Here is a 24,544-nt window from a genome sequence, read left to right as displayed (position 1 = left end):
GTGATGAAAAAGTATTTGCTTGCATTAATGATCGCTGTCAGCTCCATGTCGGTTGTGGTAGCCGACGCCGAAGCGAAGCGGATGGGCGGCGGCAGTTCTATCGGCCGTCAGTCATCCGGGATCAGCCGGGATGCAACTCCGCCATCGGCCAGCCAGGCACCAAGCCAGGCGCGTCAGGCCGCGCCGGCCACAACACCGCAAGGAGTGGCGCCGAAACCGGCTAGTCCATGGCGCAACATCCTTGGCGGCGCGCTGCTTGGCCTGGGTTTGGGTGCCTTGTTGTCGCACCTTGGTATTGGCGGCGCATTGGCCAGCGTGATCAGTACCATTTTGATGGTTGCCTTGCTGGCACTGGCCGTCATGTTCATCGTTCGCATGATTCGCAACAGGAATGGCGCGAATCGCCAACAGCCGGCCTACGCGGGGAGTACTGACTCCGGTTTGGCGTCCGGCCTGTCGGCACGCACCCCGGAAATCGGCTCGCGCATTGAGCCGCAGGCGCAGCCATCGGCTTTCCAGGCCGAGCCAATGAGCAGCGGGTCGACTTCCACCACGTCCACACCGCTGAACGTGCCGGCTGGCTTCGATACGCCGTCTTTCCTGCGACATTCCAAGACTTACTTCATCCGCCTGCAAGCGGCATGGGACAAGGCAGACATTAACGACATCCGTGAATTCACGACGCCGGAAATGTTTGCCGAACTGCGATTGCAGTTGCAGGAACGCGGTGCATCCCTCAACCATACCGACGTGGTATCGCTCGAGGCTGATCTGGTGGGAATGGAACAGATCGGCGACGAATACCTGGCCAGCGTGCGTTTCAGCGGCCTGATCAAGGAAGCTGAAAACGCGCCGGCCGAGCAGTTCGCCGAAGTCTGGAATCTGACCAAATCGGCAACAGGCCAAGGCGGCTGGCTGCTTGCGGGTATTCAACAATTGTCAGGCGTCTCCTAAATAACGCCCGGCAAACTGGTAAACTTCAAACCGCCCGTGAATTGTCACGGGCGGTTTTATTTTGCGACCATGATTCGTTCAACTATTCCCGCAGCAATCAACCACCTGCTGACCCGCGAGCAGTGGGCCCGTGACAAGCTGGCAAAACATGCCGGCAAGGTCGCCGTTTTCGATGCCGGCGTGGTATCGGTGCGCCTCAAGGTCGCCGCCGATGGTATGGTGCAGGCTGCCAGCGCTGACGAGATGCCCAGCGTCACCATACGCGCCAAGCTAAGCGACCTGCCACTGATCGTTCAGAACCGCGAGCATGCGTTTTCCTACGTACAGATTGAGGGCGACGCCGACTTCGCCAATACCGTGTCGCAGGTCAGCCAGTCGCTGCGCTGGGAAGCGGAAGAAGACTTGAGCCGGCTGTTCGGCGACGCCGCTGCGGTCCGGTTGGTGGGCAGCGCTCGCGCGGTCCTGCAGTCGGCCAAAGCCACCCATCAGAAACTGACTGAAAATATTGCAGAATACTTCCTGGAAGAAAATCCCTTGCTGGTGCGCCCGCAGAGCGTCGCCGAGTTTTCGAGTGAAGTCACGCGATTGCGTGATGATCTTGAGCGCCTGTCCAAACGCATTGACCGCCTGAAGGGAAGTCGCTAGATGTTTTTCAAGGTTTTGCGGCTTTACAAGATTGCCCGTGTCGCCATTAAATACGGGCTGGACAATATTGCCATGTCCGGCCTCGCCAGCCCGCGTATCGCGGCGCTGATCGATACGCTATTCTTCTGGCGCGACATTTCCACGCCGCGCGGCGTCCGACTGCGGCGCGCACTGGAAGAACTGGGTCCGATTTTCGTCAAGTTCGGCCAGGTGCTGTCAACCCGGCGCGACCTCATGCCGCCGGACATCGCCGACGAACTGGCGAAGCTGCAGGACCGCGTGCCGCCGTTCGATTCCGACCTCGCCATTGCGCAGATCAAGCGCTCTCTCGGCGCCCATCCCGAGCAGCTGTTTGCCAGCTTCGAACGGGTGCCGGTGGCCTCCGCGTCCATCGCCCAGGTGCACTTCGCGACCCTGAAAGACGGTACCCAGGTTGCGGTAAAGGTGCTGCGCCCAGGCATGAAACGCTCGATCGACGAAGACATCGCGCTGATGCGGATTGCCGCCGGCTGGGTGGAAAAGCTGTGGGCCGATGGCCGCCGCCTGAAACCGAAGGAGGTGGTCGGGGAGTTCGACAAGTACCTGCACGACGAACTCGATTTGATGCGCGAAGCCGCCAATGCCAGCCAGCTCCGCCGCAATTTCACCGGCTCCGACCTGCTGATGGTGCCCGAGATGTTCTGGGACTATTGCTCGACCTCGGTGATCGTGATGGAGCGCATGCACGGCATTCCGATCTCGCAGATTGACCGATTGGTGGCTGAAGGCGTCGACATGAAGAAACTGTCGCGCGACGGCGTCGAAATCTTTTTCACCCAGGTCTTTCACGATGGCTTCTTTCACGCCGACATGCATCCGGGGAACATCCTGGTGTCGATCGATCCGCAGACTTTCGGTCGTTACATTGCCCTGGATTTCGGCATCGTCGGCACGTTGACCGATTTCGATAAAGATTACCTGTCGCAAAACTTCCTCGCATTTTTCCGCCGCGACTACAAACGTGTTGCCGAAGCCCATATCGAATCCGGCTGGGCACCCAAGGAAACCCGCGTCGATGAACTGGAATCGGCGGTGCGCGCCTGCTGCGAACCGATTTTCGACCGGCCGCTGCGCGATATCTCGTTCGGCCAGGTACTGCTGCGCCTGTTCCAGACTTCGCGCCGCTTTAATGTGGAAGTGCAGCCGCAACTGGTGCTGCTGCAAAAGACCTTGCTCAATATCGAAGGGCTGGGTCGCCAGCTCGATCCCGACCTTGATCTCTGGAAGACCGCCAAACCCTATCTGGAACGGTGGATGCAGGAGCAGATTGGCTGGCGTGGCATGCTCGCCCGATTCAAGGAAGAGGCGCCGCACTACAACAAGATAATTCCGCAGCTGCCGCGTCTGGTACATCAGGCATTAACCGCGAAGATCGAAGAGCCGGGCATCAATGCGGTCCTCCTGAAGCAGCTGATTGCCGAACAGCGGCGCACCAACATGCTGCTCAGTTTTGCGGTGTACTTTGGTGGCGGACTGGCGGGCGGCATCCTGATTGCGCAACTGCTGTTGCGCTGGTATCAAATTTTGCACTGGTGGTAAGACAAAGTGGCGCAACATTTCGACAGCCGTGACCCGCTTGCACCCGAATTCTGGTCCGAGCGCTTTGAAAAAAACTTCACACCCTGGGACCGGGCCGGTGTCCCGAAAGCGCTACAGGATTTCGTCTTGGCTGCGCCGCATCCGCTAAACACCCTCATTCCCGGCTGCGGCAGCGGATACGAAGTGGCCTGCCTGGCGGAGGCGGGTTGGGATGTGACCGCGATCGACTTTTCCCCGGCTGCCGTCGAGGCGGCCCGCCGATTGCAGTCCCGCCATGCGGCACGTATTGTGCAGGCCGATTTCTTCAGCTTTGTGCCCGCGCAGCCACCCGACCTCATTTACGAACGCGCCTTTCTGTGTGCCCTCCCGCGTGACAAATGGCCGGCGATCGTGCAACGCTGGGCCAGTTTGCTGCAACCGGGCGCGCTTCTTGCGGGGTTTTTCTTTTTTGATGAAGCGGTGAAGGGACCGCCTTTTGGTGCATCCGCCGGAATGCTGGAGGCGTTGCTGACCCCCTATTTTGATCGGATCGACGATCAGTCCGTCACCGATTCGGTCGAAGTTTTCGCCGGCAAGGAACGCTGGCAGGTATGGCGTCGCTTATCCGTCTGACGGCGTACACATCGACGCCAAAATTGTCGTTCCCGGGAGTTTCTGCGGCTATAATCGCGAAAATTTTCTTCAAGGAACTCGCATGAGCACACTGGTTGGATTCGTCATCCTCTACCTGCTTGTTTCAATTGCAATCGGCCTTTATGCCGCCACGCGGGTTAAGACTGCCGGTGACTATGCGGTGGCGGGACGCTCGTTGCCATTGTATGTCGTGGTGGCGACCGTTTTTGCGACATGGTTCGGTTCCGAAACCGTGCTTGGCATTCCCGCCAAATTTGTGGAGGAGGGCTTGGGCGGGGTGGTTGAAGATCCGTTCGGTTCTTCAATGTGCCTGATTCTGGTCGGCCTGTTCTTTGCGCGAAAGCTGTACAGGATGAACCTGCTGACGATCGGCGACTACTACCGTCAGCGCTACAATCGTACGGTAGAAGTCATTGTGTCGGTCTGCATTGTCATTTCCTACCTGGGCTGGGTATCGGCGCAGATCACGGCCCTTGGTCTCGTGTTCAACGTGCTATCCCAAGGCGCAATTTCGCTGTCGGCAGGGATGCTGATCGGCGCCGGCATCGTGCTGCTTTACACGCTGTTCGGCGGCATGTGGTCGGTTGCGATGACCGACTTTTTCCAGATGATCATTATTGTCGCCGGGCTCGTGTACATCGCCTTTGTCGTATCCGATCTCGCAGGCGGCGCCGGCAAGGTGATTGATCATGCGGCGGCTGCCGGTAAGTTCCAGTTTGCTCCGGCACTGACGTCAAAGGATGTGCTGGCTTTCATTGGTGCCTGGGTGACGATGATGTTCGGCTCCATTCCCCAGCAGGACGTTTTCCAGCGCGTCATGTCCGCCAAAAATGAGAAGGTCGGCGCTGTCGGATCGATCACTGGCGGGTCGCTGTACTTCGCGTTCGCGTTCATCCCGATGTTTCTTGCTTATTCAGCATCGGTGATCGACCCGCAGATGGTGCAAAACCTGCTTGATAAGGATGCGCAAATGATTCTGCCCACGCTGATCCTCAACAATACGCCGCTGTTCGCACAGGTGATGTTCTTTGGCGCCTTGCTGTCGGCCATCATGTCAACGGCCAGCGGCACGTTGCTGGCTCCGAGCATTACCCTGACCGAGAATGTCATCCGCGAGTTTTATCCCATGGACGACCGACAAATGCTTGTCGCTACGCGAATCGTGGTGGTCTGCTTTGCCGTTGCGGTAACCGCCTTCGCCCTGATTTCGCAGGGTACGTCGATCTATGACATGGTCGGTAACGCCTACAAGGTCACTCTGGTGTCGGCATTCATTCCCTTGGTGATGGGGTTGTACTGGAAGAAAGCGAATACCCAGGGCGCGCTGTTTTCAGTGATCGGCGGGCTGGCTTCCTGGCTGTTGATGGAGAACTTTGGCGGCGAATCCATCTGGCCGCCGCAACTGGTTGGTCTTCTGGTCAGCTTCGTTGGCATGGTGATTGGTTCGCTGGCGCCGCAGCGCATCGGCCGCCAAGCCGCGGTTTCGCATTGAGGTTCCTACAAGCGATCTCGCGTAAAGCCGCAGTCCTCCTGCGGCTTTTGTTTTTCCTGCCATAGCCATTTTGTCACCTTCATTGCGGTCATAAATCAGTCCGCAAAACCCTCGGGAAAACCTTTATAATTCAGGGTTTTGGATGATTTTTGCGGGGGTATCCTATGCCAATTTATGCTTATCGCTGCGAATCTTGCGGTTTCACCAAAGATGTATTGCAAAAAGTGTCCGACACACCGCTGACGGATTGCCCGTCATGCAGCAAAAGCAGTTTCAAAAAACAGTTGACGGCTGCCGGCTTTCAGCTCAAAGGTACGGGTTGGTATGTGACCGATTTCCGTAACGGTAGTGGCGGCACGTCCGCGCCGGCCGGCAATACGGCGGCGTCAGCCGACAAACCGGCCACAGCTGCCAGTTCGGATTCGGGCGCATCTGCGTCGTCCACGTCCTCCACCAGCGGCACGGCGCCCGCGTCCACGGCCTCTTAACCGAAGCGGGTACTCACGGCACTTTGCAGCCTGCGCCCCACGCTGAAGGAAACCATGCGTAAATATTTTGTCACCGGCCTGTTGATCCTCGTTCCGCTTGCCATCACCTTGTGGGTGCTGAACCTGATCATCACCACCCTCGATCAGTCGCTTCTCCTGTTGCCGGAACGCTGGCGGCCGGTAGTGCTGTTCGGCTACAACCTGCCGGGCGCGGGTGCGGTGCTGACGGTGCTGATCATTTTCGTCACCGGTCTGCTGACGCGTAATTTCATTGGCAAGAAGCTGGTCTATGTCTGGGAAATGCTGCTTACCCGCATTCCCATTGTCAGCTCCATCTATTCCAGCGTGAAGCAGGTGTCCGACACCTTGTTTTCTTCATCAGGCAATGCCTTCCGCAAGGCAATGCTGGTGCAGTATCCGCGCCAGGGTTCGTGGACCATTGCCTTCCTGACCGGGGCGCCGGGTGGCGATGTCAAGAACCACCTGGTTGGCGATTACATCAGCGTATATGTGCCGACGACACCCAACCCGACTTCCGGATTTTTCCTCATGATGCCGCGATCCGAAGCGATTGAACTCGACATGACCGTCGATGAGGCATTGAAGTACATCGTATCGATGGGCGTCGTGGCGCCCGAATATGTGGCATCCGCGGCCAGGAACCTGAAGGCCGTCGAATCCGAAGTCTGAAACGTCTGAAACGTCTGAAACGTCTGAAACCGATCTGTTTTTCCCGGGATCCCGACCTTGCGTCTGCGCAGGCAGCGGGATCATTCCAAAGAATCTGAAACTGGAACTTGAATATGTCTATGCGAACCCATTATTGCGGCCTCACCACCGAGGAGCTCCTCGGTCAAACCGTCAGCCTGTGCGGCTGGGTGCATCGTCGCCGCGACCACGGCGGCGTGATCTTCATCGACTTGCGCGACCGTGAAGGCCTGGTGCAGGTGGTCTGCGATCCGGACCGTGCCGATGTATTCAAGACTGCCGAAGCTGTCCGCAACGAATTCTGTGTCCGTATTACCGGCGTCGTGCGCAATCGTCCGGAAGGCACCACCAATGCCAATCTGAAGTCGGGCAAGATCGAAGTGCTGGCCCATCAGCTTGAAGTGCTGAACCCGTCGGTGACGCCACCGTTCCAGTTGGACGACGACAACCTGTCCGAAACCACCCGCCTGACGCACCGCGTGCTCGACCTGCGCCGCCCGCAGATGCAGAACAACTTGCGCCTGCGTTACAAGGTGACGATGGAAGTACGCAAGTTCCTCGACGCCAATGGCTTCATCGACATCGAAACGCCGATGCTGACCAAGTCAACACCGGAAGGCGCGCGTGACTACCTGGTGCCGTCACGTGTCAACGCCGGTAACTTCTTCGCGCTTCCACAGTCGCCGCAGTTGTTCAAGCAGTTGCTGATGGTCGCCAACTTCGATCGCTATTACCAGATCACCAAGTGCTTCCGCGACGAAGACCTGCGCGCAGACCGTCAGCCTGAGTTCACGCAGATCGACTGCGAAACCTCGTTCATGAACGAACAGGAAATCCGCGACATGTTCGAAGGCATGATCCGCGGGGTGTTCAAGAATGCGCTCGACATCGACCTGCCGAACCCGTTCCCGGTGATGGAATATGCGGAAGCCATGGGCTTGTATGGTTCCGACAAGCCCGACATGCGCGTCAAGCTGCAGTTCACCGACCTGACCGCGGTCATGAAGGATGTGGACTTCAAGGTCTTCTCCGGCGCCGCCAACATGGAAGGTGGCCGCGTGGTCGGCCTGCGTGTACCAGGCGGCGGCGCGATGCCGCGTTCCGAGATCGACGCTTACACCCAGTTCGTCGCGATCTATGGTGCCAAGGGCCTGGCTTACATCAAGGTCAATGAAAAGGCGAAAGGCCGTGACGGCTTGCAGTCACCTATCGTCAAGAATCTGCACGATACAGCGCTGGCCCAGATCATTGAACAGACCGGTGCCCAGGACGGCGACCTGATCTTCTTCGGTGCCGACAAGGCGAAGGTCGTCAACGACGCGATCGGTGCATTGCGCGTCAAGATCGGCCACAGCGATTTCGGCAAGAAGAACGGCCTGTTCGAAGACTCCTGGAAGCCGTTGTGGGTCATCGACTTCCCAATGTTCGAATACGACGAGGATGGCCAGCGCTACGTTGCTGCCCACCATCCGTTCACCTCACCCAAGGATGGTCACGAAGATTTGCTCGAAACCGATCCGGGCAAGGCGCTGGCCAAAGCCTATGACATGGTGCTCAACGGCTGGGAACTCGGCGGTGGTTCCGTACGTATCCATCGCGCCGAGGTACAGAGCAAGGTATTCCGCGCACTCAAGATCGATGCCGAAGAAGCGCAGCTCAAGTTCGGCTTCCTGCTGGACGCACTGCAGTATGGCGCGCCTCCGCACGGCGGTCTCGCTTTCGGTCTCGACCGTATCGTCACCATGATGACCGGCGCCGAGTCGATTCGCGACGTGATCGCCTTCCCGAAGACCCAGCGTGCGCAGTGTCTGCTGACACAGGCACCGTCGGAAGTCGACGAGAAGCAGTTGCGTGAACTGCACATCCGTCTGCGCAACGTCGAGCCGGCTGCTAAAGCATAAAGCTGTGTAAAGCGGGCATATCGGTGCAGCAAACCAGGAAAGGCGCAGGAAACTGCGCCTTTTTTCGTATGATGCAGGTCGATGACCTCCATGGGGTATGATTTTGCAAACGCAGGGAAATCCCGCAGCCAAAGGCGACTCCAACATACGATCCGAATGCAAAAGCCCTATAAAATCCCCGAATCTGTCCTGGTCGTCATTCATACCCCCGAACTCGACGTTTTGCTGATCGAGCGCGCCGACAAGCCGGGATACTGGCAATCCGTCACCGGCTCCAAGGATACGGAAGACGAGCCTTTACGCGAGACCGCGATCCGTGAAGTTTTTGAAGAAACCGGCATTCGCATCCTTGCGGAAACATCATCGCAAGCCTCCGATTCCACTTGCGTATCCGCAAGCCGGCTGATCGATTGGAAACTCTCCAACGTCTATGAAATCTATCCGGTATGGCGTCACCGTTATGCACCAGGAGTGACGCGCAACACCGAGCATGTATTCAGCCTGAAAGTGCCAAGGTACATCGCCATTACCCTGGCACCACGCGAACATGTAAACCATATGTGGCTGCCATACCGGGAGGCGGCGGACAAATGTTTTTCGCCGTCCAATGCGGAAGCCATCCTGCAGTTGCCTGCATACAGCATGGCCGGCTGACGCGAGCCGATCGCGATCCAGCCGGAACTTGAGCGCAATGCACGGTCGTCCACGGCATTGCGTGAGGAAGAAAATAAACTGATGAAACTTCGGATCGCGACCTACAACATACACAAGGGCGTCAGCTCGCTGCGCAGCATGCCGCGGGTACACGCATTGAAACAGGCTTTGTCTTCCATGGAGGCGGACATCCTGTTTCTGCAGGAGGTGCAGGGCCGCCATGACAAGTACGCAATGAAGCATGCAAACCTATGGCCCGAGCAGGAGCAGCATAAATTCCTTGCGGGCGATTCGCACGAGGCGGTGTACGGCATGAATGCAGTGTATGACCATGGACATCACGGAAATGCCTTGCTGAGCCGTTTTCCGGTGGTATCGTCGACCAATAAGGACGTGTCCGACCATGCCTACGAGGCACGCGGTATCCTGCATTGCATTGTCGAGACGCCGAAAGGACAGGTGCATTGTTATGTGATCCATCTCGGATTATTTGCGGGCAGCCGCAAGCGCCAGACCGAGCAGTTGATCGAAGCGGTGACGACCTCTTCGCCGCCCGGTGCGCCGGTCATCATCGCCGGTGACTTCAACGACTGGACCAATCAGCTCAGCGAGTCGCTGCGCGAGCGACTTGGGGTGACTGAAGTGTTCGACGAAGACCTGCCGAGCCGTGGTTTCGGTTCTTATTTGCGCACGCTGAGCGGGCGCGGACCTAAAATGAAGCCGGCGCGGACCTTTCCCGCGGCATTGCCCTGGCTACGCCTTGACCGCATCTATGTGCGTGGCCTGCATATAGAAACTGCGGAAGTACTCCATGGCGGCATGTGGGCCAAGCTGTCCGACCATGCGCCGATCATCGCGTCGCTTGAACTGAAATAAGTCTATCGACGCTGGAAAGGCTAGAGCAGATTTCATACCCGTACACGTCAAATAGACTTGAGGCGATAGTACCGCAGGACGGAATCTGCTCTAGAATCGCAGCGAACAACCCAGCGAAGGCTTTTCTCGCTTATGCGTTCGGTCGAATTCATTGCACATAACAGAGTTGTACTTTTGCATTGCGGCGCGGAATATTTTCCCGCGCTGATTGCAGCCATCGATAGTGCGCGTTTCGAAGTGTGCCTCGAAACGTATATCTTCAGTCTCGATGCGACCGGCATCCAGGTAAAGGATGCGCTGGTGCGCGCCGCATCGCGCGGCGTGACCGTCAATGTCATTACCGATTGGATCGGCACTGGTCACCTGCAGTCGGTGGCGCTCAGCAAGGTATTTGGCGAGGGCGGCGTCAATCATCGCACTTTCAATTCCTGGTTTCGCCGTGGCGTCGCGCGCACGCATCGCAAGATGTGCGTGGTCGATCGTGAAGTCGCCTTCCTTGGCGGCCTCAATATCAATGACGACTATATTTCCGACGATGGATACAATACGCCATTGCCGGCGCCGCGCTGGGATTTCGCCGTGCGTGTACATGGCCCTCTGGTTACGGCGATTTACCACGAACTCCAGTCACAGTGGCGCCTGCTCAATGGCTTGCACCTGCGTTTTCGATGGAAGCGCCTGCGCGAACACAAGGAACCGAATCCGGTCGTCGTAGATGGTGTGGCGATGGCCGCACTCGTGCTGCGCGATAACCTGCGCAATCGCCGTACGATACAACGAACGTATCTCAAAGCGCTCGGCAATGCACGGCATCGTGCCTTGCTGGCCAACCCGTATTTCGCGCCAGGCCGCAAGTTGCGGGACGGCCTTGCTGCTGCGGCACGACGCGGGGTTGAAGTCACACTGCTGATCGGCGTCGGGCAATTCCGTATTCAGGACGCCGTCGCCCATTCCTTCTATCCCAAGCTGCTCAAGAGTGGAGTACGTGTCGTCGAGTACCGCAAGACCCAGTTGCATGGCAAGGTTGCGGTGATCGACAGCGACTGGGCGACAGTCGGTTCCAGCAACTGGGACGGACTCAGCCTGTTCGTCAATCATGAGGCGAACATCGTGGTGCGCGAACCGCATTTCGCCCGCGATCTGCGCATTCTGATCGAGCGCGCGGTGGACGAGGGCGTCACTATCCACGAGGAAGACTACGCAAATGTTCCCTGGTACGAGCGAGCGTGGTATGGCATGGCTTACTTTATCTACAAAAGCATTCTGCGTGTCATTACGCTTGGTCGATATACCGAGTAGCAGATGCTGATCCAGAGCGGATTTCATATTAGTGTACTGTCGCTCGGCCCGCCTTGACGCTGCCATGCCCTGCACGCCAAATCGAGCCGCTTCTCCGCACACCAATATGAAACCCGCTCTAGCCCATCACTTTTGCAAGCCGCATCATTCCCGTCCGTATCTCGCCGGGCTGCAACGCACTGAAACCCATCACAAAACCGTTGCGGATATTGGCTCCGCGGTACAACCGTGACAACAGCGGCATGTCAATGCCAGCGTCGGACGCCATGCCCGAAATGCGTTTGTCCGACAAACGTTGATCGCGTAACAGGCAGGCCGTTTGCAGGCCGCCAGATGCGGGTTGCGCTTGCAGCCGTTCGCCTACCTGACGCTCCAGTTCTTCCATGAAGATATCGCGCCGCGCGCGGTATAGCTCGCGCATACGCCTGACATGTGCCATGAAATGTCCCTCGCGGATAAAATCCGCCAGTACCGTCTGCATCAGCGGCGCGGTGTGTCCATCGACTTGGCTGCGCGCCATCACGAACGGGTCGACAAGTGGCTTGGGCACGACCAGATAGGCAAGCCGGATACCGGGAAACAGCACTTTCGAAAACGTGCCGATGTACAGCACCCGCTGGTGTGGATCCAGGCCGTGAATCGCAGCGATCGGTCGGGTGTCGTAATGAAACTCACTGTCATAATCGTCTTCGACGATCCACGCATTGGTGGCGCGCGCCCATTCAATGAGCTGCAGCCGACGCGGCAAACTCAGCGTCATGCCCAGCGGGTACTGATGCGATGGCGTGACGTAGGCGAGCTTTGCGTGGGAGGCCATTCCGATTGCCGCGTCGATCATCATGCCTTGCTCGTCCACCGGCACCGGGATCAGATGTGCGCCTGCTCCCGCAAACGCAGTTTGCGCACCACGATAACCCGGGTCTTCCATCCATACGGCGTCGCCCGCGTCGAGCATCATCATCGAGATAAGCGTCAGCGCCTGTTGCGAACTGGTCAACACGATGACTTGTCCGGCGTCGCAGTCGACGCCGCGCGACAAGGACAGATATTGCGCAATCGATTCCCGCAGCAGCGGCGAGCCTTGAGGGTCGCCATACATCATCCACGCGTCCGATCCGTGACGTGCATGACGTGATAGCAGGCGCTGCCATATGGCGATAGGAAAGCTGTCGAGCGCCGGCATGCCAGCAGAGAATGCGCGTAGTTGACTTGCATCGGTACAACCGCCCATCACGGCGATCTGCTGACCCCGTTCGGACAGGTCTGGAATTGACGTACCAGCATAAGAACCCCGTATCGGTTTTCCGGGGCGCGCACGTACGTCTTGCGCAATGCCTGTACCGACGAAACTTCCGCTACCGGTCTGCCTGACCAGATAGCCTTCGTCTTCGAGCTGCGCATAGGCCGACTCGGCGGTACTGCGCGATACGGCCAGATCGGCGGCGAGTACCCGCGTGGATGGCAGCCGGTCGCCGGGTCGTAGGCTGCCATCCAGGATGCCACTGCGTATCGCCCGGTAGACCCGGGTTGACAAGGCCATCCGTGCGTCGCCGTTTTTTTCCAGCAGGGTGAGCAGCACACCGGCAATGGCACGGGAACCCGAACTGCTTTTCATAAGTGGTCTGGTTATATGGGTCAAATTGGTATGTGAAGGCAAACCATTTGACGATACCATGTTTGCAACTGTCTGAACGATGAATGTCAACGGAAGGAAACCTCATGCAAGCGCAATTGCAGCATTATCTCGACAAGCTCGCGTATGAAATCGACTCCTGGGACCTGAGTGTGTCCCTCAAAAATAACGACAGAGTCATTGTGATCGATGCACGGGCGCCGGAAGCTTATGCGGAGGAGCATATTCCCGGAGCGATCAATGTTCCGCATCGAACCATGTCCGACGAAAGTGTGGCGCAGTTCGACCGCGAGGCCCTGATCATCACTTACTGTGATGGCATCGGCTGCAACGCGTCGACCAAGGGCGCGCTGAACATGACACGGCTGGGGTTCCGGGTAAAGGAACTGATGGGAGGCCTGGACTGGTGGAAGCGTGACGGTCACCCGACCGCCGGCAAGCAGGCAGCACCAGGCAATAGCGAAATCGTTTGCGGTTGCTGATCAGTCGGCGCTTGTTTCGGGCTCCGGGGCCGGATCATTGCCGGCTTCCGCGATAACCCATTCGCAGAATGCCTTGACCGCCGGGCGCGCCTCTGCTTCGGGTGGCCGCAACAAATGAAACTGGTAAGGGCCCAGGACGCGCTGCGGAAACAGACGCACCAACCGGCCGACACGCAAATCTTCGGCAATGAAAGGCTCGGCGGCAATCGCAACACCCTGATGATTGGCGGCAGCTTCCAGCGTCAGGTAGGTGTGCGAAAAGCTCGGACGCAGATTACCCGCGTACTGCACACCGAAATGCTGCAACCATCGCACCCAGTTCAGCTCATGCGGAATGCGTGGCTCCAGTTCATCATGCAACAGCGGATAGCGCAGCAGGTCGGCCGGTTCCTGCAAGTCCGGCGCCGCCGCCCTGAACGCCGGACTGCAAACCGCCGAAAACCATTCTTCCATCAACAGGTTGGCATTCAGGCCCGGATAAGGACCCGTGCCCAGGCGTATCGCCACATCCACACCTTCATTCAAGAAATCCACCGGATGCAGCGAAGCAAGAACGCGCATGTCGATGTCCGGATGCTCTTCGCGCAAACGCCCCAGGCGGGGCATCAGCCAACGTGATACCAGGGATGGAACGGACGTGACAGTGACCACGCGGTCATCGCCATGACGCCGTGCTGCTTCCGATGCCTCCGCCAGGCCGCTCAGCAAGGGGCGCAGGTTCTGGGCGTACTGGCGTCCGGCAGGAGTCAGTACCACGCCGCGCGGCAGGCGCTGAAATAAAGTGATTCCCAGCCATGTTTCCAGCTGCTTGACCTGATGGGCGATGGCCCCCGCCGATACATGCAGTTCTTCGCCGGCAGCTTGAAATCCGCCATGGCGGGCGGCGGCCTCAAAGGCGCGAACGGCAGGCAGGGGCGGTAGTCGGTACACTATATTGGCTCAATAATTTTGGGGCAACCCTGCAAGAATATTGATTTGTCTGGGAAACGGCAAGGCAATAGACTCATTGCATCCAGAGGAAGCCAGTCTTACTGGTGCTGTTAACTGCTGTAACAACGGCGTTGCGGCCCTCAATCATATTTGCCCTGAAAGCAAACACCCATGTCCCGTACATCCGCCATTGCCCTGATTTTGTTGTCTGCCCTCGGGTTCGGCAGCATGGCCATTTTTGCCAAGATTGCCTATGCGGCGGGCGTCACTCCCAGCATGCTGCTCGTACTGCGCTTCGCACTTGCCGTGGGCATGCTGGCGCCGCTGGTCTGGATGCGTCGTGTAAAGTTGCCACGAGGGCCTGCGCTGGCGGGCTTTCTGCTGATGGGCGCTTTGTACACGGCACAGTCGCAGTCTTACTTCACCGCGCTCATGTATGCCAGCAGCGGTCTGGTCGGTCTGTTGCTCTATGTGTATCCGGTATTGGTGACGGTGCTTGCGGTGACCTTCGGTTCCGAAAGGCTCGATCGCCGTACCCTGATGTTGCTGATCGTCGCGATCGCCGGGATGGCCGTCATGCTGGGCGGCGACTTGCAGGGCCAGCCACTGGGGATTGCGCTGGGCTTGCTCGCTGCGGCGATCTACGCGGTGTATATCCTCCTCGGCAGCAAGGTATCGCAAGGCATCGATCCACTGGCCGGCACGCTGGTCATCATGGCGGCGGCCGCGCTCGGCAATGGCGGGTTCGCGCTGGCATCGGGCGCCGCATTCCCGGCCACCTTGACTGCCTGGCTGGCCATCGCTGCCATCGCATTGGCGACCACCATTGCGATTTCCTGCTTCCTGGTTGGCATTAAGCATGTCGGTCCCTCGCAAGCTTCGATCATTTCGACCCTAGAGCCAGTGATTACGCTTTGCCTTGGCGTTGCTTTGCTCGCCGAAACCGTCAGTGCAGGGCAATTGCTTGGCGGCGCCATGGTGCTCGGCGCTGTTATCCTGCTGGCCATGCGTGCGCAGCCGCCAGTGCAAGTCGCACAACAAGCTGAAGGTGCGCCGACCTGAGCGCGCCAACTCCCCCTGCCTTGTTGACATCGCAGCATTGCCCTGCGTCACGACCTTGGTAGGTGGCGGGTAAACATGCCTTGCGGAAAACCGAGACGCCTCCGTCGCTGTCTCTGGTATGTCTTCTTGTGACGTCCGACGCTGCCAATCTGGCACTCAGAAACTGGAATAAGATGTCCTCATTCCGGTGCAATACCGTTTAATACAAACGACTCGTCCAGTCCATTCGCCCTTCGTGCGTTCGTCCAGTTGTGCGTTTGTCTGTGCTAACCCCTCGCAGGGTCGCACAGTGAAAGCGTCGACGCACCGGCAATACAGTTCGGCACTTCAGGCTGTGGCATCAATGCTGCAGCAACGATGTAATTCAGACCACGAGCGTTATACTGCAAATTCATCCGTACGTCTGATCGATCACCATGCTCTTTGACTTTGTGTTGCTGGAGAAGCTGCGCAGTGCCCGGCACATTGCCGTGTTCACCGGCGCGGGAGTGTCTGCCGAAAGCGGCATCCCTACCTTTCGTGATGCGCAGACCGGTTTGTGGGCAAAGTTCAGGGCCGAGGACCTGGCGACGCCGGAAGCATTTCGCCGCGATCCGGTAACGGTCTGGAACTGGTACGCATGGCGGCGTGAACTGATGGCGGATGCACGGCCTAATCCGGCACACCTCGCCATTGCACAGATGCAGCAAGTCGTACCTGAGCTTACGGTGATCACCCAGAATGTGGATGGATTGCACGCGAAAGGCGGTAGCACGAACATCATTGAATTGCACGGCAACATCTGGAATGACTTCTGCGTCGACTGCCGCCAGCCGGCCAAGGGCGAGGAAACCACCGACCATGTGCCACCACGCTGCACACATTGCGGCGGTATGCTGCGGCCTGGCGTGGTGTGGTTCGGCGAAGCCCTGCCAGCCGATGCCTGGACGCGGGCCTCTGAAGTGCTTGAGGTAGCCGATGTGTTTTTTTGTATCGGCACGTCCAGCCTGGTTGAACCCGCGGCCAGCCTGCCGCGTTATGCCCGCTCCTGCGGACGCACGGTGGTGCAGATCAATCCGGAGGCGACCAGTCATGACGAGATTGCGCAATACGTGTTACGCGGCAAGGCTGGTGAAGTATTGCCGCAACTGGTGCAAGCCGCCTGGCCAAAGGTAATGCCTGGAGTCCCGTAAATCCTAACTTTCTGCTGGAGCTGATCATGGATAACGACGAACTTGCCATACGAAGTCTTATTGCAGACTGGCAGATTGCATCTGAAGAAGGGGATATTGATCGCCTGCACACCATGATGTCGGACGATGTCGTTTTTCTGATGCCGGGGCAGGCACCAATGCGCGGCAAGGATACCTTCATCGCCGCATTTCGAGAAGGCATGCAGCACTTTCGCATCGAGTCGGAAGGCAAGATCGAAGAGTTGCAGGTCAACGATGATGTCGCTTATTGCTGGACACACTTATCAGTTACCGTAACGCCGTATCGCAACGGATTACCGATGAAGCGTTCGGGCAACACCCTGACCATTCTGCGCAAACAGCACGGCAATCACTGGGTAATCGTGCGCGACGCCAACATGCTGACGGCACAACCTGCCAATCCATCCTGAGCGGAACTTTATTCCTGCAGTGCGATTCTGCTTTGTACAGGCGCCCACAGCGTCTTTCCCTAAGGAGAATTTCCATGGATGTACAAGATCAGAACTACGGCGAATTGCAGGAGGTCGCGCAACTGGTTGAAGAAATCAAATTCGCGATGATGACCACGGAAGAAGAGGATGGCACCTTGCGCAGCCGTCCCATGTCCACCATGCAAATGGATGCCGCCGGCAATTTGTGGTTTTTCACCGGCTTGTCCTCACCCAAGGTCGAGGAAGCGCAGAAAAATCATCGGCAGGTCAACCTGAGTTATGCACGTCCGGACAAGCAGGACTACCTGTCGATTTCGGGGACAGCCGAAATTGAGCGCGACAAGGAAAAAATGCGCTCGCTCTGGACACCCTGGATCAAGCCCTGGTTCCCCGCAGGTCTCGACGATCCCGACCTCGTACTGCTCAAGGTCACGATCACCGAAGCCGAATACTGGATCGCGCCGGGCAGTACGGTAAAGCGGCTCTATGGTCTGGCCAAGGGCATGATGACCGGCAATACCGACGCCCTCGGCGATAATCGCAAAGTGGTGATGTAGCCGCTTCGTTTTCGCCTACCCAAATAGATGACCGTCGCAGCGGCGGTCGCAACCGCACATTGCTCCCTCTTTTCCTGCCAAGTCCAAGTCGGTTTGCGTCACCCTAGGTCGCCGCAGCGGCAATGCACAGTGTGTTGCCGCCGCAGCGAGTGATTGTGCGACACCCCTTTGCACGCCGGCGTCCGGTATTGCATCGATGTACTTATCGCTGTTCCCCGCGCAAACACACCTGCATTGGCATGGCTCAACATCTTCGACGACGCACGGAAAAACTCGATCTGCCATTGCGAACTTTGCCATAGCCGCTTCATCGAAGCAGCTTGAATGACCACTGTCGGATTGCGGATTCAACCGGATCATCGCCATCCCCATTCCTGTTCAGCGAAGGAGCATTGCAATGGCTTTCAATTTATTCAGTTCAAAAGGTACGCCGATCGACCAGCAGCGCTTTACCTGGCGCGACATGGTGCAAAAGCCGATCAGCAAGCTGGATGACGATGCCTTTACCCGTATCCGCATCATCCTGATAAATGGCATCGAGCAGGAGTCAATCCGCTTCCAGCACATGGCGGCGCGGCGCAACCGTGACTTGCGGGTCGCGCTGGCAAAAGTGCGGCGCAGTGAACTGCATCAGGCCACGATGGTGAACTGGCTGCTTGGCCCCGACCATTCACCGCTGGAAATCACCATTGGTTACGAGCAGGTAGCCATCGAGATTACCGCAGCCGTCGCGCAACGCGAACCGGATCCCACTCTTGCACAGGGATATCGTTTCGGCATGCTGGAAGATTTTGATCACCTGTATCGGTACTCGGCCTTGCTCGATCGCCTAGAAGGCAAGGATGCAAACAATATCCTGCAAAGCTATACCGATATCCTGCCGGGACGCCCCACGGTGGTGGAGCATCGCGCGCCGGAAGACGATGTGCGCGAGTCCTACAACCGCCTGACCGCTGCTCCGGTGACGCGTCTGAATGCGCTGACCATCGTGGCGACCGAGTCGCAGGTGCATCAGTACTATCTCAATGTCGGCCCGCAGTTTGCCGACCCGGTTGCGCGGCAGCTGTATGCCGAGATTGCCTCGATAGAGGAACAGCATGTTACGCAATATGAGTGCTTCTTCGACCCGGACGAAACCTGGCTGGAGCAATGGCTGCTGCACGAGGCTGCGGAAGTTTACAACTACTACAGTTGCGTGCAACAGGAAAGCAATCCGCGCGTAAAGGCGATCTGGGAACGTTTTCTCGATTATGAGCTTGGTCATTTCCACTACGTTGCGGAGCTGTTCAAGCAGATCGAACGGCGCGATCCGACCGAGCTGTTTCCCGGCGATCTGCCCGAGCCGATCCCCTTTGAAAGCCAGCGGGATTTCGTCAGGCAGGTACTGCTCAAGGAAGTCGATCTGCGGGCCAACGGTATGCAGTATGTGGACAAGGCGAATGAAAGCCAGGCGTCGATCGCCTATCGCCAGCATATCAATTCGGATGGGTCGCCAAGTGAAACCGTCGCCGCAGGGTATATCTGGGCGCCTGGTACCGAGCTGAATCGCAAGGTGGCCGTGGCCGTTTGAGCTGAACATGAAAGTAGTGCAGCAAACGCCAAGCCATCGAAGACTTCACACACAGACTTGAGCCAGTCTTCGCGAGGCGGAAAGCCATGACCGGAGTTGTGGCCATAACATTAGCTCCCGGCTTTGGCCGCATCCCACAGCGCGATCAGGCAAGGAAGGAGATATCATGAAGCAGCAACCTGAAATGGGAATGAATCGCACCGGCGTACAGATGTCACCGGTCGATACGACAAGCATGCAGTCCGCGCATCCGACACTGGTGACGCCGGTACCACCCGGCGACGAGAGTGCGCTCGCTGAAATGCGCAGTCGCTACATCAATGAAGCAGATGGTCTTGGTTCGGTGCCGGTGCCGGGAACGATACACGGTGCGATCACCACTGGTGTCTCCATGCTGACCGGGAACAAGCCGCAACTCCTGCTCGACAAGCTTGGTGAACGGCTTGCCTTCGAGCGTACCGGCACGCGGCTCTATGATGCATTGATCACCAAATTTACCGCGCTGCAGGACGACTCCACCAGCATGACGCTGGCCGATCTGCAGAAAATCCGGGACGATGAAGTTCGTCATTTCCGCATGATGGCGAGCGCCATTGAAACCATCGGCGGTGATCCGACTTCACAAACGCCCTGCGCCGATGTGGTCGGTGTCGAATCTCAGGGTTTGATGCAGGTACTGACCGATCCACGCACGACGATAGCGCAGTCGCTGCACGCAATCCTGGTAGCAGAAATGACCGACAACGTCGGATGGGAACAACTGATCGCATTGGCTGAAGACCAAGAACAAATGTCGCTGATTACCGATTTCAGCGTAGCCCTCGATGAAGAGCGCGCGCATTTGCAGCAGGTTCAGCGATGGTATGAGGAAGCGACGTTTGGCAGATCGATTTCCGATGGTGCGGTGGTTGACGATGTGAGCGACATGAACACTTCGGCGCCGCTGCATTGAGCACCACGCGATAAAAGCTCAAACGAATGCGTCGGTTAATCAGCGCTTGCTTTAACATGAGTGAATAACATCGGTTCATCAGGCAATTCAAAGCCCCTCCCGCGCAAGAGAGGGGCAGTTCCCCAAATGCCATTTATCAGGCACTCAGGTATCCAGAGTAGACACGGCAGTCACATGTCCACAGCGCCGGCATCTCCGCCGCTAACGTGCTTCAGTGCTTCGTTTCTGTGCGACTGCACCTTGTCCTTGTGTCGGATCACCTGCCGGTCCAGCTTGTCCATCAGCCCATCAATGGCCGCGTACAAATCTTCTGCATAGTGATCCAGATGGATGATATTTCCTTTCATGCGAAGGTTGACCTCTGCCCGCTGTCGTTTGTCTTTTTCCGATGGTTTTTCGACGCCGAGTACCACTGCGATATCGATGATTTGGTCGAAATGCCGGATCACACGTTCCAGCTTCGTTTCTACGTATTCCCTCAGGGCAGGGCTGATATCGACATGTTGCCCGGTAAGCAGTAGGTTCATAGGTTTCACTCCTCGACACAATGGATTGGAAAAAAGGACGTGTTCGACTTCTCATCCACCATGGAATGGAACTCGCCGCCCGCCTAAACCTTGAGACGTATTGTCAACGCTCAGGTTCATTGTTTCTTGTCATGTGCGGCCACATCCCGTCGCACAAGCGATGTTGCTCGCGAAAATCAAATTCCGCTTAACATTGACGCTCCACAATTCCTTTATTGCGTGCAACCACCATGACTACATCAACCCAATCCATTGCTCCCATCCGTTTTGATGGCAAAGTCGCGATCGTGACAGGTGCCGGCGGCGGGCTCGGGCGTTCCCATGCCCTGCAGCTCGCCGCCCGTGGCGCGCGTGTTGTTGTCAACGATCTTGGCGTCGCACGCGACGGCTCCGGCAATGGCTTGTCGCCAGCGGAAAGCGTGGTAGCCGAAATCCGTGCATCCGGCGGACAGGCAATTGCCAGCGCCGCATCGGTAACCGATCCGGCTGCCGTGCAGGAGATGGTGGAGCAGGCCATGCGCGAATGGGGCCGCGTTGACATCCTTGTCAACAATGCCGGCTTCCTGCGCGATAAAAGCTTTTCAAAGATGACGCTCGATGATTTCCGCACGATCGTCGATGTGCACCTGATGGGCGCTGTCTATTGCACGAAGGCCGTGTGGGAAATCATGAAGCAGCAAAATTACGGCCGCATCGTGATGACGACTTCGTCGTCCGGCCTGTTCGGCAACTTCGGTCAGGCCAATTATGGTGCCGCCAAAATGGCGCTGGTAGGATTGATGCAGACGCTGGGGCTCGAAGGCGAAAAATACGATATTCGCGTGAACTGCCTGGCACCGACTGCGGCGACGCGCATGACGGAAGATCTGATGCCTCCGGAAGTGCTGGCCCTGCTGACTCCGGAAAGCGTTACGCCCGGTATGCTGTATCTGGTCGCGGCCGACGCGCCGAACAAGATGGTGCTGTGTGCGGGGGCAGGGACGTTCTCTCGTTCAAACATTACGCTGACCGACGGCGTGCACATCGGTCAGCGTCCGGATGCGGTCGAACAGCTGGTCGCCAATACGCACCGCTTGCAGGATCGTAGCGGCGAAATCGTGCCGGTCGCCGGTTTCCAGCAAGGTCAGATGGAAGTGACAAAGGCGAGCCAAGGCAAAGCATAAATGGCGTCACGGTGCGGCGCTGCCTGCGTCGCGCAACGCTTACTGCGCGTGGATGTCGGACAGGTAGGCGACCAGCTGCCGCGCCTGTGCCGACAGGCCATCGAGGCACCGCACGCAGAGCCGCAGTTCACGCGTGGCCCACGGGTCATTCAGCGCAACGATCGCAGTCGGCGTTGCCATGCTGTGGCGTTTTGCTGCGGCTTCCGGCAGCACCGCAATGCCAGCTCCTTGCGCGACCAGCTGCGCGATCGCAAAAAAGCCCGGAGCGCGAACCCGTACTGCCAGCGGTTTGCCAAGCATGGTAGCCATCTCTTCCACGAAATGTTGCAGAGCACGTTCGGCAGGCATGCCGATGAAGGCATAGCCCAGCGCATCGCGCAGCAAGCAATGCTGACGGGCAGCCAGAGGATGGTCTTGCGGTACCAGCAGCACCAGGCGGTCATGACGGAAGGGCAGAGACACGATGCCGGTGAGCTGCAGGTTTCCGTCGAGGACACCGAGATCCGTGTTGTCCGATAACAGAGCGCGCAGGATCTGGTCACTCGGTAGCTCTTCGATCTGCAGATCGACTTCCGGAAAATCCTTGAGAAACGGGCCCAGTGCAGGCGGCAGGAAGGTGCTGTTGGCCACGGTATTGGCGGCAACGCGTACGCGTACCCGCTGTTGCCCGCTTAGCGCTTGCAAGGCGTCGCCAAGCTGCACCGATTCGGCCACCACGCGGCGGGCATGGTCAAGCGCGATCCTCCCCGCTGGCGTTGGCGTCATGCCATCGGCGTGCCGGATAAACAAGGGCATGCCAATCCGCTGTTCCAGCAGGCGCAGCCGGTTGCTGGCGGCCGACAGGGCAATCGGAAAGTCAGCCGCCGCACGGCTGAGGCTACCGCTTTCGGCAATCGCGACCATCAGCCGCAAATCCGTGAGGTCAAAATGCATGGTTTCTCCAACGGCGAAGGCTGACTACAGATAATACGCATTTTACCTTTTTAGACTTCTCGGCAGAATAAGGCTTTGCGTAAAGAGGCTTGGATATGTCAGGCAATATAGAAGCGAAAGCGATTGCCGGTGGTTTCGTTACCATGACCAGCCGTTGGGCACATGATGGGCGCTTGTACGCCTTGTTGTCGGCCGCCGGTTTTTCGCTCAAGGCGGTGTTTGTCAAACTGGCTTACGGGGCGCATCCGGTCGAACCCATTACCTTGCTTGCCCTGCGCATGGCTTTTGCGCTGCCACTGTTTCTCTGGCTCATCTGGAAGAGCCGCAACCTGGATGATCTGCCGCTGTCGGGTGGTGATATCGGGCGAATCTGGGTGCTGGCCTTGCTTGGTTACTATCTCTCCAGTCTGTTCGATTTTCATGGCCTAACCACCATCACGGCCGGACTGGAACGGATGATCCTGTATCTCTATCCCACGATGGTGTTGCTGTTCGATGCCTGTTGCACACGCAAGATGCCCTCAGCGCGCGCCTGGCAATCCATGCTGGTCTGCTATGCGGGGTTGGGTATCGCCTTCAGTCATGACCTGCACCAGGGCGGAGAAGGGGCCGACGTGCTGACCGGATCGGCTTGGGTCTTTGCCAGTGCGGTGACCTATGCGCTGTACTACCTCGGTATGGGCGACCTGGTCAAACGGATTGGTTCGATGCGTCTTGCCGGACTGGCCGGCAGCGCTTCCTGCGTGCTGGTACTGACACACTTCGCCGTCGTCGGCAAGATATCCACTCTGGGCCAGTTGCCGGTGCCGGTGTACACCTGGTCGGCGCTGATGGCCGTGCTGTCGACGGCGTTGCCGATTTATTGGGCGTCGCTCGCTATTCAGCGGCTTGGCGCGGCGCAGGCCGCCGCATTCGGGACCCTGGGTCCGGTGCTGACGGTGATCGCTGCATGGGCCTTGCTCGGTGAGTCCCTCTCGCTCATGCAGGTTGCCGGGTTGGCACTGGTGATGTTCGGCATCACACGCCTCAAACCAAAACAGGCGCAGTCTGTTGCAACCTCGAACATATCAAAAACATCAGCAGGCACAGCGCGGCCATGAGCGATTTCATCAATCCTTCTTCCCTGATCGTTGCCGCCGTCTTTCTTCTGGCTGGCTTTGTCAAAGGCGTGATCGGCCTTGGATTGCCGACAGTGGCGATCGGTTTGCTCGGGCTGGTGATGACGCCGGTACAGGCGGTTTCGCTGCTGGTGGTACCTTCGCTGGTCACGAATGTCTGGCAATTGCTCGCAGGGCCCCGCTTCTTGCCGCTGCTGCGTCGGCTCGGCGCGATGCTGGCGGGATTATGCGTCGGTATCGGGATCAGCGCGGCGGCGCTCGATCCCGATACCAGTGGCCGCAACAGCATGCTGCTCGGCATAGCGCTTATCGGCTATGCCTTGTTTGGCTTGAGCAAAAAGAAATTCTCCGTCCCGAAAGGGATGGAGTGGTGGTTGTCGCCGGTAGTCGGAGGCGTGACGGGAGTGATCGCGACCTCTACCGGTGTCTTCGTGATTCCTGCCGTGCCTTATCTTCAGGCGCTGGATCTGGACAAGGAAGAACTGGTGCAAGCCATGGGCCTGTCATTCACCGTGTCGACAGTGGGTCTCGCGGCGGTGTTGATAGTCCAGGGCAGTTTCCATCTGTCGGTGGCCGGCGCATCGCTGGCGTCTCTGGCGCCCGCCTTGCTGGGCATGTTCGTGGGGCAGGGCGTGCGCGCACGGGTGCGGGCCGACACCTTTCGGCTGTTTTTCTTTATCGGCTTGCTGATGCTCGGCGCGCATCTCGCATGGCGCTTTGGTGATTAAGATCTTAAGAAGCTAAAAAGCTAGGCGGGCGCAGATC

General features: G+C 58.1%; 25 protein-coding genes. 21 read left to right on the top strand and 4 right to left on the bottom strand.

Features of this window, described 5'->3' with window-relative positions; genetic code table 11:
* Positions 1-3 precede the first annotated feature (3 nt).
* From ACFQUU_RS14310 to ACFQUU_RS14260, 11 genes are all read left to right on the top strand, one after another.
* The gene (locus ACFQUU_RS14310) at positions 4-954 is read left to right on the top strand and encodes a Tim44 domain-containing protein (protein WP_382248206.1); all 951 of its coding nucleotides are present in this window, start codon (positions 4-6) and stop codon (positions 952-954) included.
* A gap of 69 nt (positions 955-1,023) precedes the next feature.
* Positions 1,024-1,599: an SCP2 domain-containing protein gene (locus ACFQUU_RS14305; protein WP_382248204.1), complete on the top strand. Its 576-nt coding sequence runs from the start codon at positions 1,024-1,026 to the stop codon at positions 1,597-1,599.
* Entirely contained in the window at positions 1,600-3,177 is a 1,578-nt protein-coding gene (gene ubiB, locus ACFQUU_RS14300; RefSeq protein ID WP_382248202.1) for a ubiquinone biosynthesis regulatory protein kinase UbiB, read from the top strand.
* Positions 3,178-3,183: 6 nt separating this feature from the next.
* On the top strand, positions 3,184-3,789 hold the full coding sequence (locus ACFQUU_RS14295) for a methyltransferase domain-containing protein (protein ID WP_382248200.1): 606 nt from the start codon (positions 3,184-3,186) through the stop codon (positions 3,787-3,789).
* A gap of 82 nt (positions 3,790-3,871) precedes the next feature.
* A complete protein-coding gene (locus ACFQUU_RS14290) occupies positions 3,872-5,302 on the top strand; it encodes a sodium:solute symporter family protein (protein WP_382248198.1) in 1,431 nt (476 codons plus the stop codon).
* A gap of 164 nt (positions 5,303-5,466) precedes the next feature.
* Positions 5,467-5,790 (top strand): FmdB family zinc ribbon protein, encoded by a 324-nt coding sequence (locus ACFQUU_RS14285; protein ID WP_382248196.1) that lies wholly within the window; start codon positions 5,467-5,469, stop codon positions 5,788-5,790.
* A 54-nt stretch (positions 5,791-5,844) separates the two neighbouring features.
* Positions 5,845-6,480, top strand: coding sequence for a DUF502 domain-containing protein (locus tag ACFQUU_RS14280; protein ID WP_382248194.1), 636 nt, complete (start codon positions 5,845-5,847; stop codon positions 6,478-6,480).
* Between the two features lie 113 nt (positions 6,481-6,593).
* Complete coding sequence (gene aspS, locus ACFQUU_RS14275; protein ID WP_382248192.1) at positions 6,594-8,399, top strand: aspartate--tRNA ligase; 1,806 nt, start codon at positions 6,594-6,596, stop codon at positions 8,397-8,399.
* 156 nt (positions 8,400-8,555) lie between these two features.
* Positions 8,556-9,053 (top strand): dihydroneopterin triphosphate diphosphatase, encoded by a 498-nt coding sequence (gene nudB / locus ACFQUU_RS14270; RefSeq protein ID WP_382248190.1) that lies wholly within the window; start codon positions 8,556-8,558, stop codon positions 9,051-9,053.
* 81 nt (positions 9,054-9,134) lie between these two features.
* Positions 9,135-9,929: an endonuclease/exonuclease/phosphatase family protein gene (locus ACFQUU_RS14265; RefSeq protein ID WP_382248188.1), complete on the top strand. Its 795-nt coding sequence runs from the start codon at positions 9,135-9,137 to the stop codon at positions 9,927-9,929.
* A 132-nt stretch (positions 9,930-10,061) separates the two neighbouring features.
* Positions 10,062-11,228 (top strand): phosphatidylserine/phosphatidylglycerophosphate/cardiolipin synthase family protein, encoded by a 1,167-nt coding sequence (locus tag ACFQUU_RS14260; RefSeq protein WP_382248186.1) that lies wholly within the window; start codon positions 10,062-10,064, stop codon positions 11,226-11,228.
* 118 nt (positions 11,229-11,346) lie between these two features.
* Here the strand turns inward: ACFQUU_RS14260 and ACFQUU_RS14255 are convergent, their stop codons facing one another.
* Positions 11,347-12,843, bottom strand: a complete 1,497-nt coding sequence (locus ACFQUU_RS14255; protein WP_382248184.1) for a PLP-dependent aminotransferase family protein — start codon at positions 12,841-12,843, stop codon at positions 11,347-11,349.
* A 104-nt stretch (positions 12,844-12,947) separates the two neighbouring features.
* Between ACFQUU_RS14255 and ACFQUU_RS14250 the strand changes: the two genes are divergently transcribed.
* Entirely contained in the window at positions 12,948-13,343 is a 396-nt protein-coding gene (locus ACFQUU_RS14250; protein WP_382248182.1) for a rhodanese-like domain-containing protein, read from the top strand.
* On the opposite strand, the gene gcvA is transcribed toward ACFQUU_RS14250, so the two are convergent.
* Positions 13,344-14,273 carry a transcriptional regulator GcvA gene (gcvA, locus tag ACFQUU_RS14245; protein ID WP_382248180.1) on the bottom strand — a complete coding sequence of 310 codons (930 nt, stop codon included), beginning with the start codon at positions 14,271-14,273 and terminating at the stop codon, positions 13,344-13,346. It abuts the gene before it with no gap.
* 171 nt (positions 14,274-14,444) lie between these two features.
* On the opposite strand from gcvA, the gene ACFQUU_RS14240 reads away from it, so the two are divergent.
* From ACFQUU_RS14240 to ACFQUU_RS14215, 6 genes are all read left to right on the top strand, one after another.
* Entirely contained in the window at positions 14,445-15,335 is an 891-nt protein-coding gene (locus tag ACFQUU_RS14240) for a DMT family transporter (protein WP_382248178.1), read from the top strand.
* A gap of 416 nt (positions 15,336-15,751) precedes the next feature.
* On the top strand, positions 15,752-16,507 hold the full coding sequence (locus tag ACFQUU_RS14235) for an NAD-dependent deacetylase (RefSeq protein ID WP_382248176.1): 756 nt from the start codon (positions 15,752-15,754) through the stop codon (positions 16,505-16,507).
* A gap of 26 nt (positions 16,508-16,533) precedes the next feature.
* On the top strand, positions 16,534-16,938 hold the full coding sequence (locus tag ACFQUU_RS14230; protein WP_382248174.1) for a YybH family protein: 405 nt from the start codon (positions 16,534-16,536) through the stop codon (positions 16,936-16,938).
* A 74-nt stretch (positions 16,939-17,012) separates the two neighbouring features.
* Positions 17,013-17,516, top strand: a complete 504-nt coding sequence (locus ACFQUU_RS14225; protein ID WP_382248172.1) for a pyridoxamine 5'-phosphate oxidase family protein — start codon at positions 17,013-17,015, stop codon at positions 17,514-17,516.
* Between the two features lie 397 nt (positions 17,517-17,913).
* Positions 17,914-19,086: a hypothetical protein gene (locus ACFQUU_RS14220; RefSeq protein ID WP_382248170.1), complete on the top strand. Its 1,173-nt coding sequence runs from the start codon at positions 17,914-17,916 to the stop codon at positions 19,084-19,086.
* Between the two features lie 166 nt (positions 19,087-19,252).
* Positions 19,253-20,038, top strand: a complete 786-nt coding sequence (locus ACFQUU_RS14215) for a ferritin-like domain-containing protein (RefSeq protein ID WP_382248168.1) — start codon at positions 19,253-19,255, stop codon at positions 20,036-20,038.
* A gap of 170 nt (positions 20,039-20,208) precedes the next feature.
* Here the strand turns inward: ACFQUU_RS14215 and hpf are convergent, their stop codons facing one another.
* Positions 20,209-20,565 carry a ribosome hibernation-promoting factor, HPF/YfiA family gene (gene hpf, locus ACFQUU_RS14210; protein WP_057289938.1) on the bottom strand — a complete coding sequence of 119 codons (357 nt, stop codon included), beginning with the start codon at positions 20,563-20,565 and terminating at the stop codon, positions 20,209-20,211.
* A 230-nt stretch (positions 20,566-20,795) separates the two neighbouring features.
* Between hpf and ACFQUU_RS14205 the strand changes: the two genes are divergently transcribed.
* Positions 20,796-21,728: an SDR family NAD(P)-dependent oxidoreductase gene (locus ACFQUU_RS14205; protein ID WP_382248165.1), complete on the top strand. Its 933-nt coding sequence runs from the start codon at positions 20,796-20,798 to the stop codon at positions 21,726-21,728.
* A 39-nt stretch (positions 21,729-21,767) separates the two neighbouring features.
* On the opposite strand, the gene ACFQUU_RS14200 is transcribed toward ACFQUU_RS14205, so the two are convergent.
* Complete coding sequence (locus tag ACFQUU_RS14200; RefSeq protein WP_382248163.1) at positions 21,768-22,661, bottom strand: LysR substrate-binding domain-containing protein; 894 nt, start codon at positions 22,659-22,661, stop codon at positions 21,768-21,770.
* 95 nt (positions 22,662-22,756) lie between these two features.
* Between ACFQUU_RS14200 and ACFQUU_RS14195 the strand changes: the two genes are divergently transcribed.
* Both ACFQUU_RS14195 and ACFQUU_RS14190 read left to right on the top strand, forming a co-directional pair.
* On the top strand, positions 22,757-23,761 hold the full coding sequence (locus ACFQUU_RS14195) for a DMT family transporter (protein ID WP_382248161.1): 1,005 nt from the start codon (positions 22,757-22,759) through the stop codon (positions 23,759-23,761).
* Positions 23,758-24,507, top strand: coding sequence for a sulfite exporter TauE/SafE family protein (locus ACFQUU_RS14190; protein ID WP_382248159.1), 750 nt, complete (start codon positions 23,758-23,760; stop codon positions 24,505-24,507). Before ACFQUU_RS14195 ends, ACFQUU_RS14190 begins: the two co-directional genes overlap by 4 nt.
* Positions 24,508-24,544: the final 37 nt, after the last annotated feature.

It is taken from the genome of Herbaspirillum sp. GCM10030257 (assembly GCF_042666555.1).
GTDB lineage: Bacteria > Pseudomonadota > Gammaproteobacteria > Burkholderiales > Burkholderiaceae_D > Noviherbaspirillum.
The sequence above is the reverse complement of the archived record's forward strand: the minus strand, read 5'-3'. Positions and strand labels throughout refer to the sequence as shown.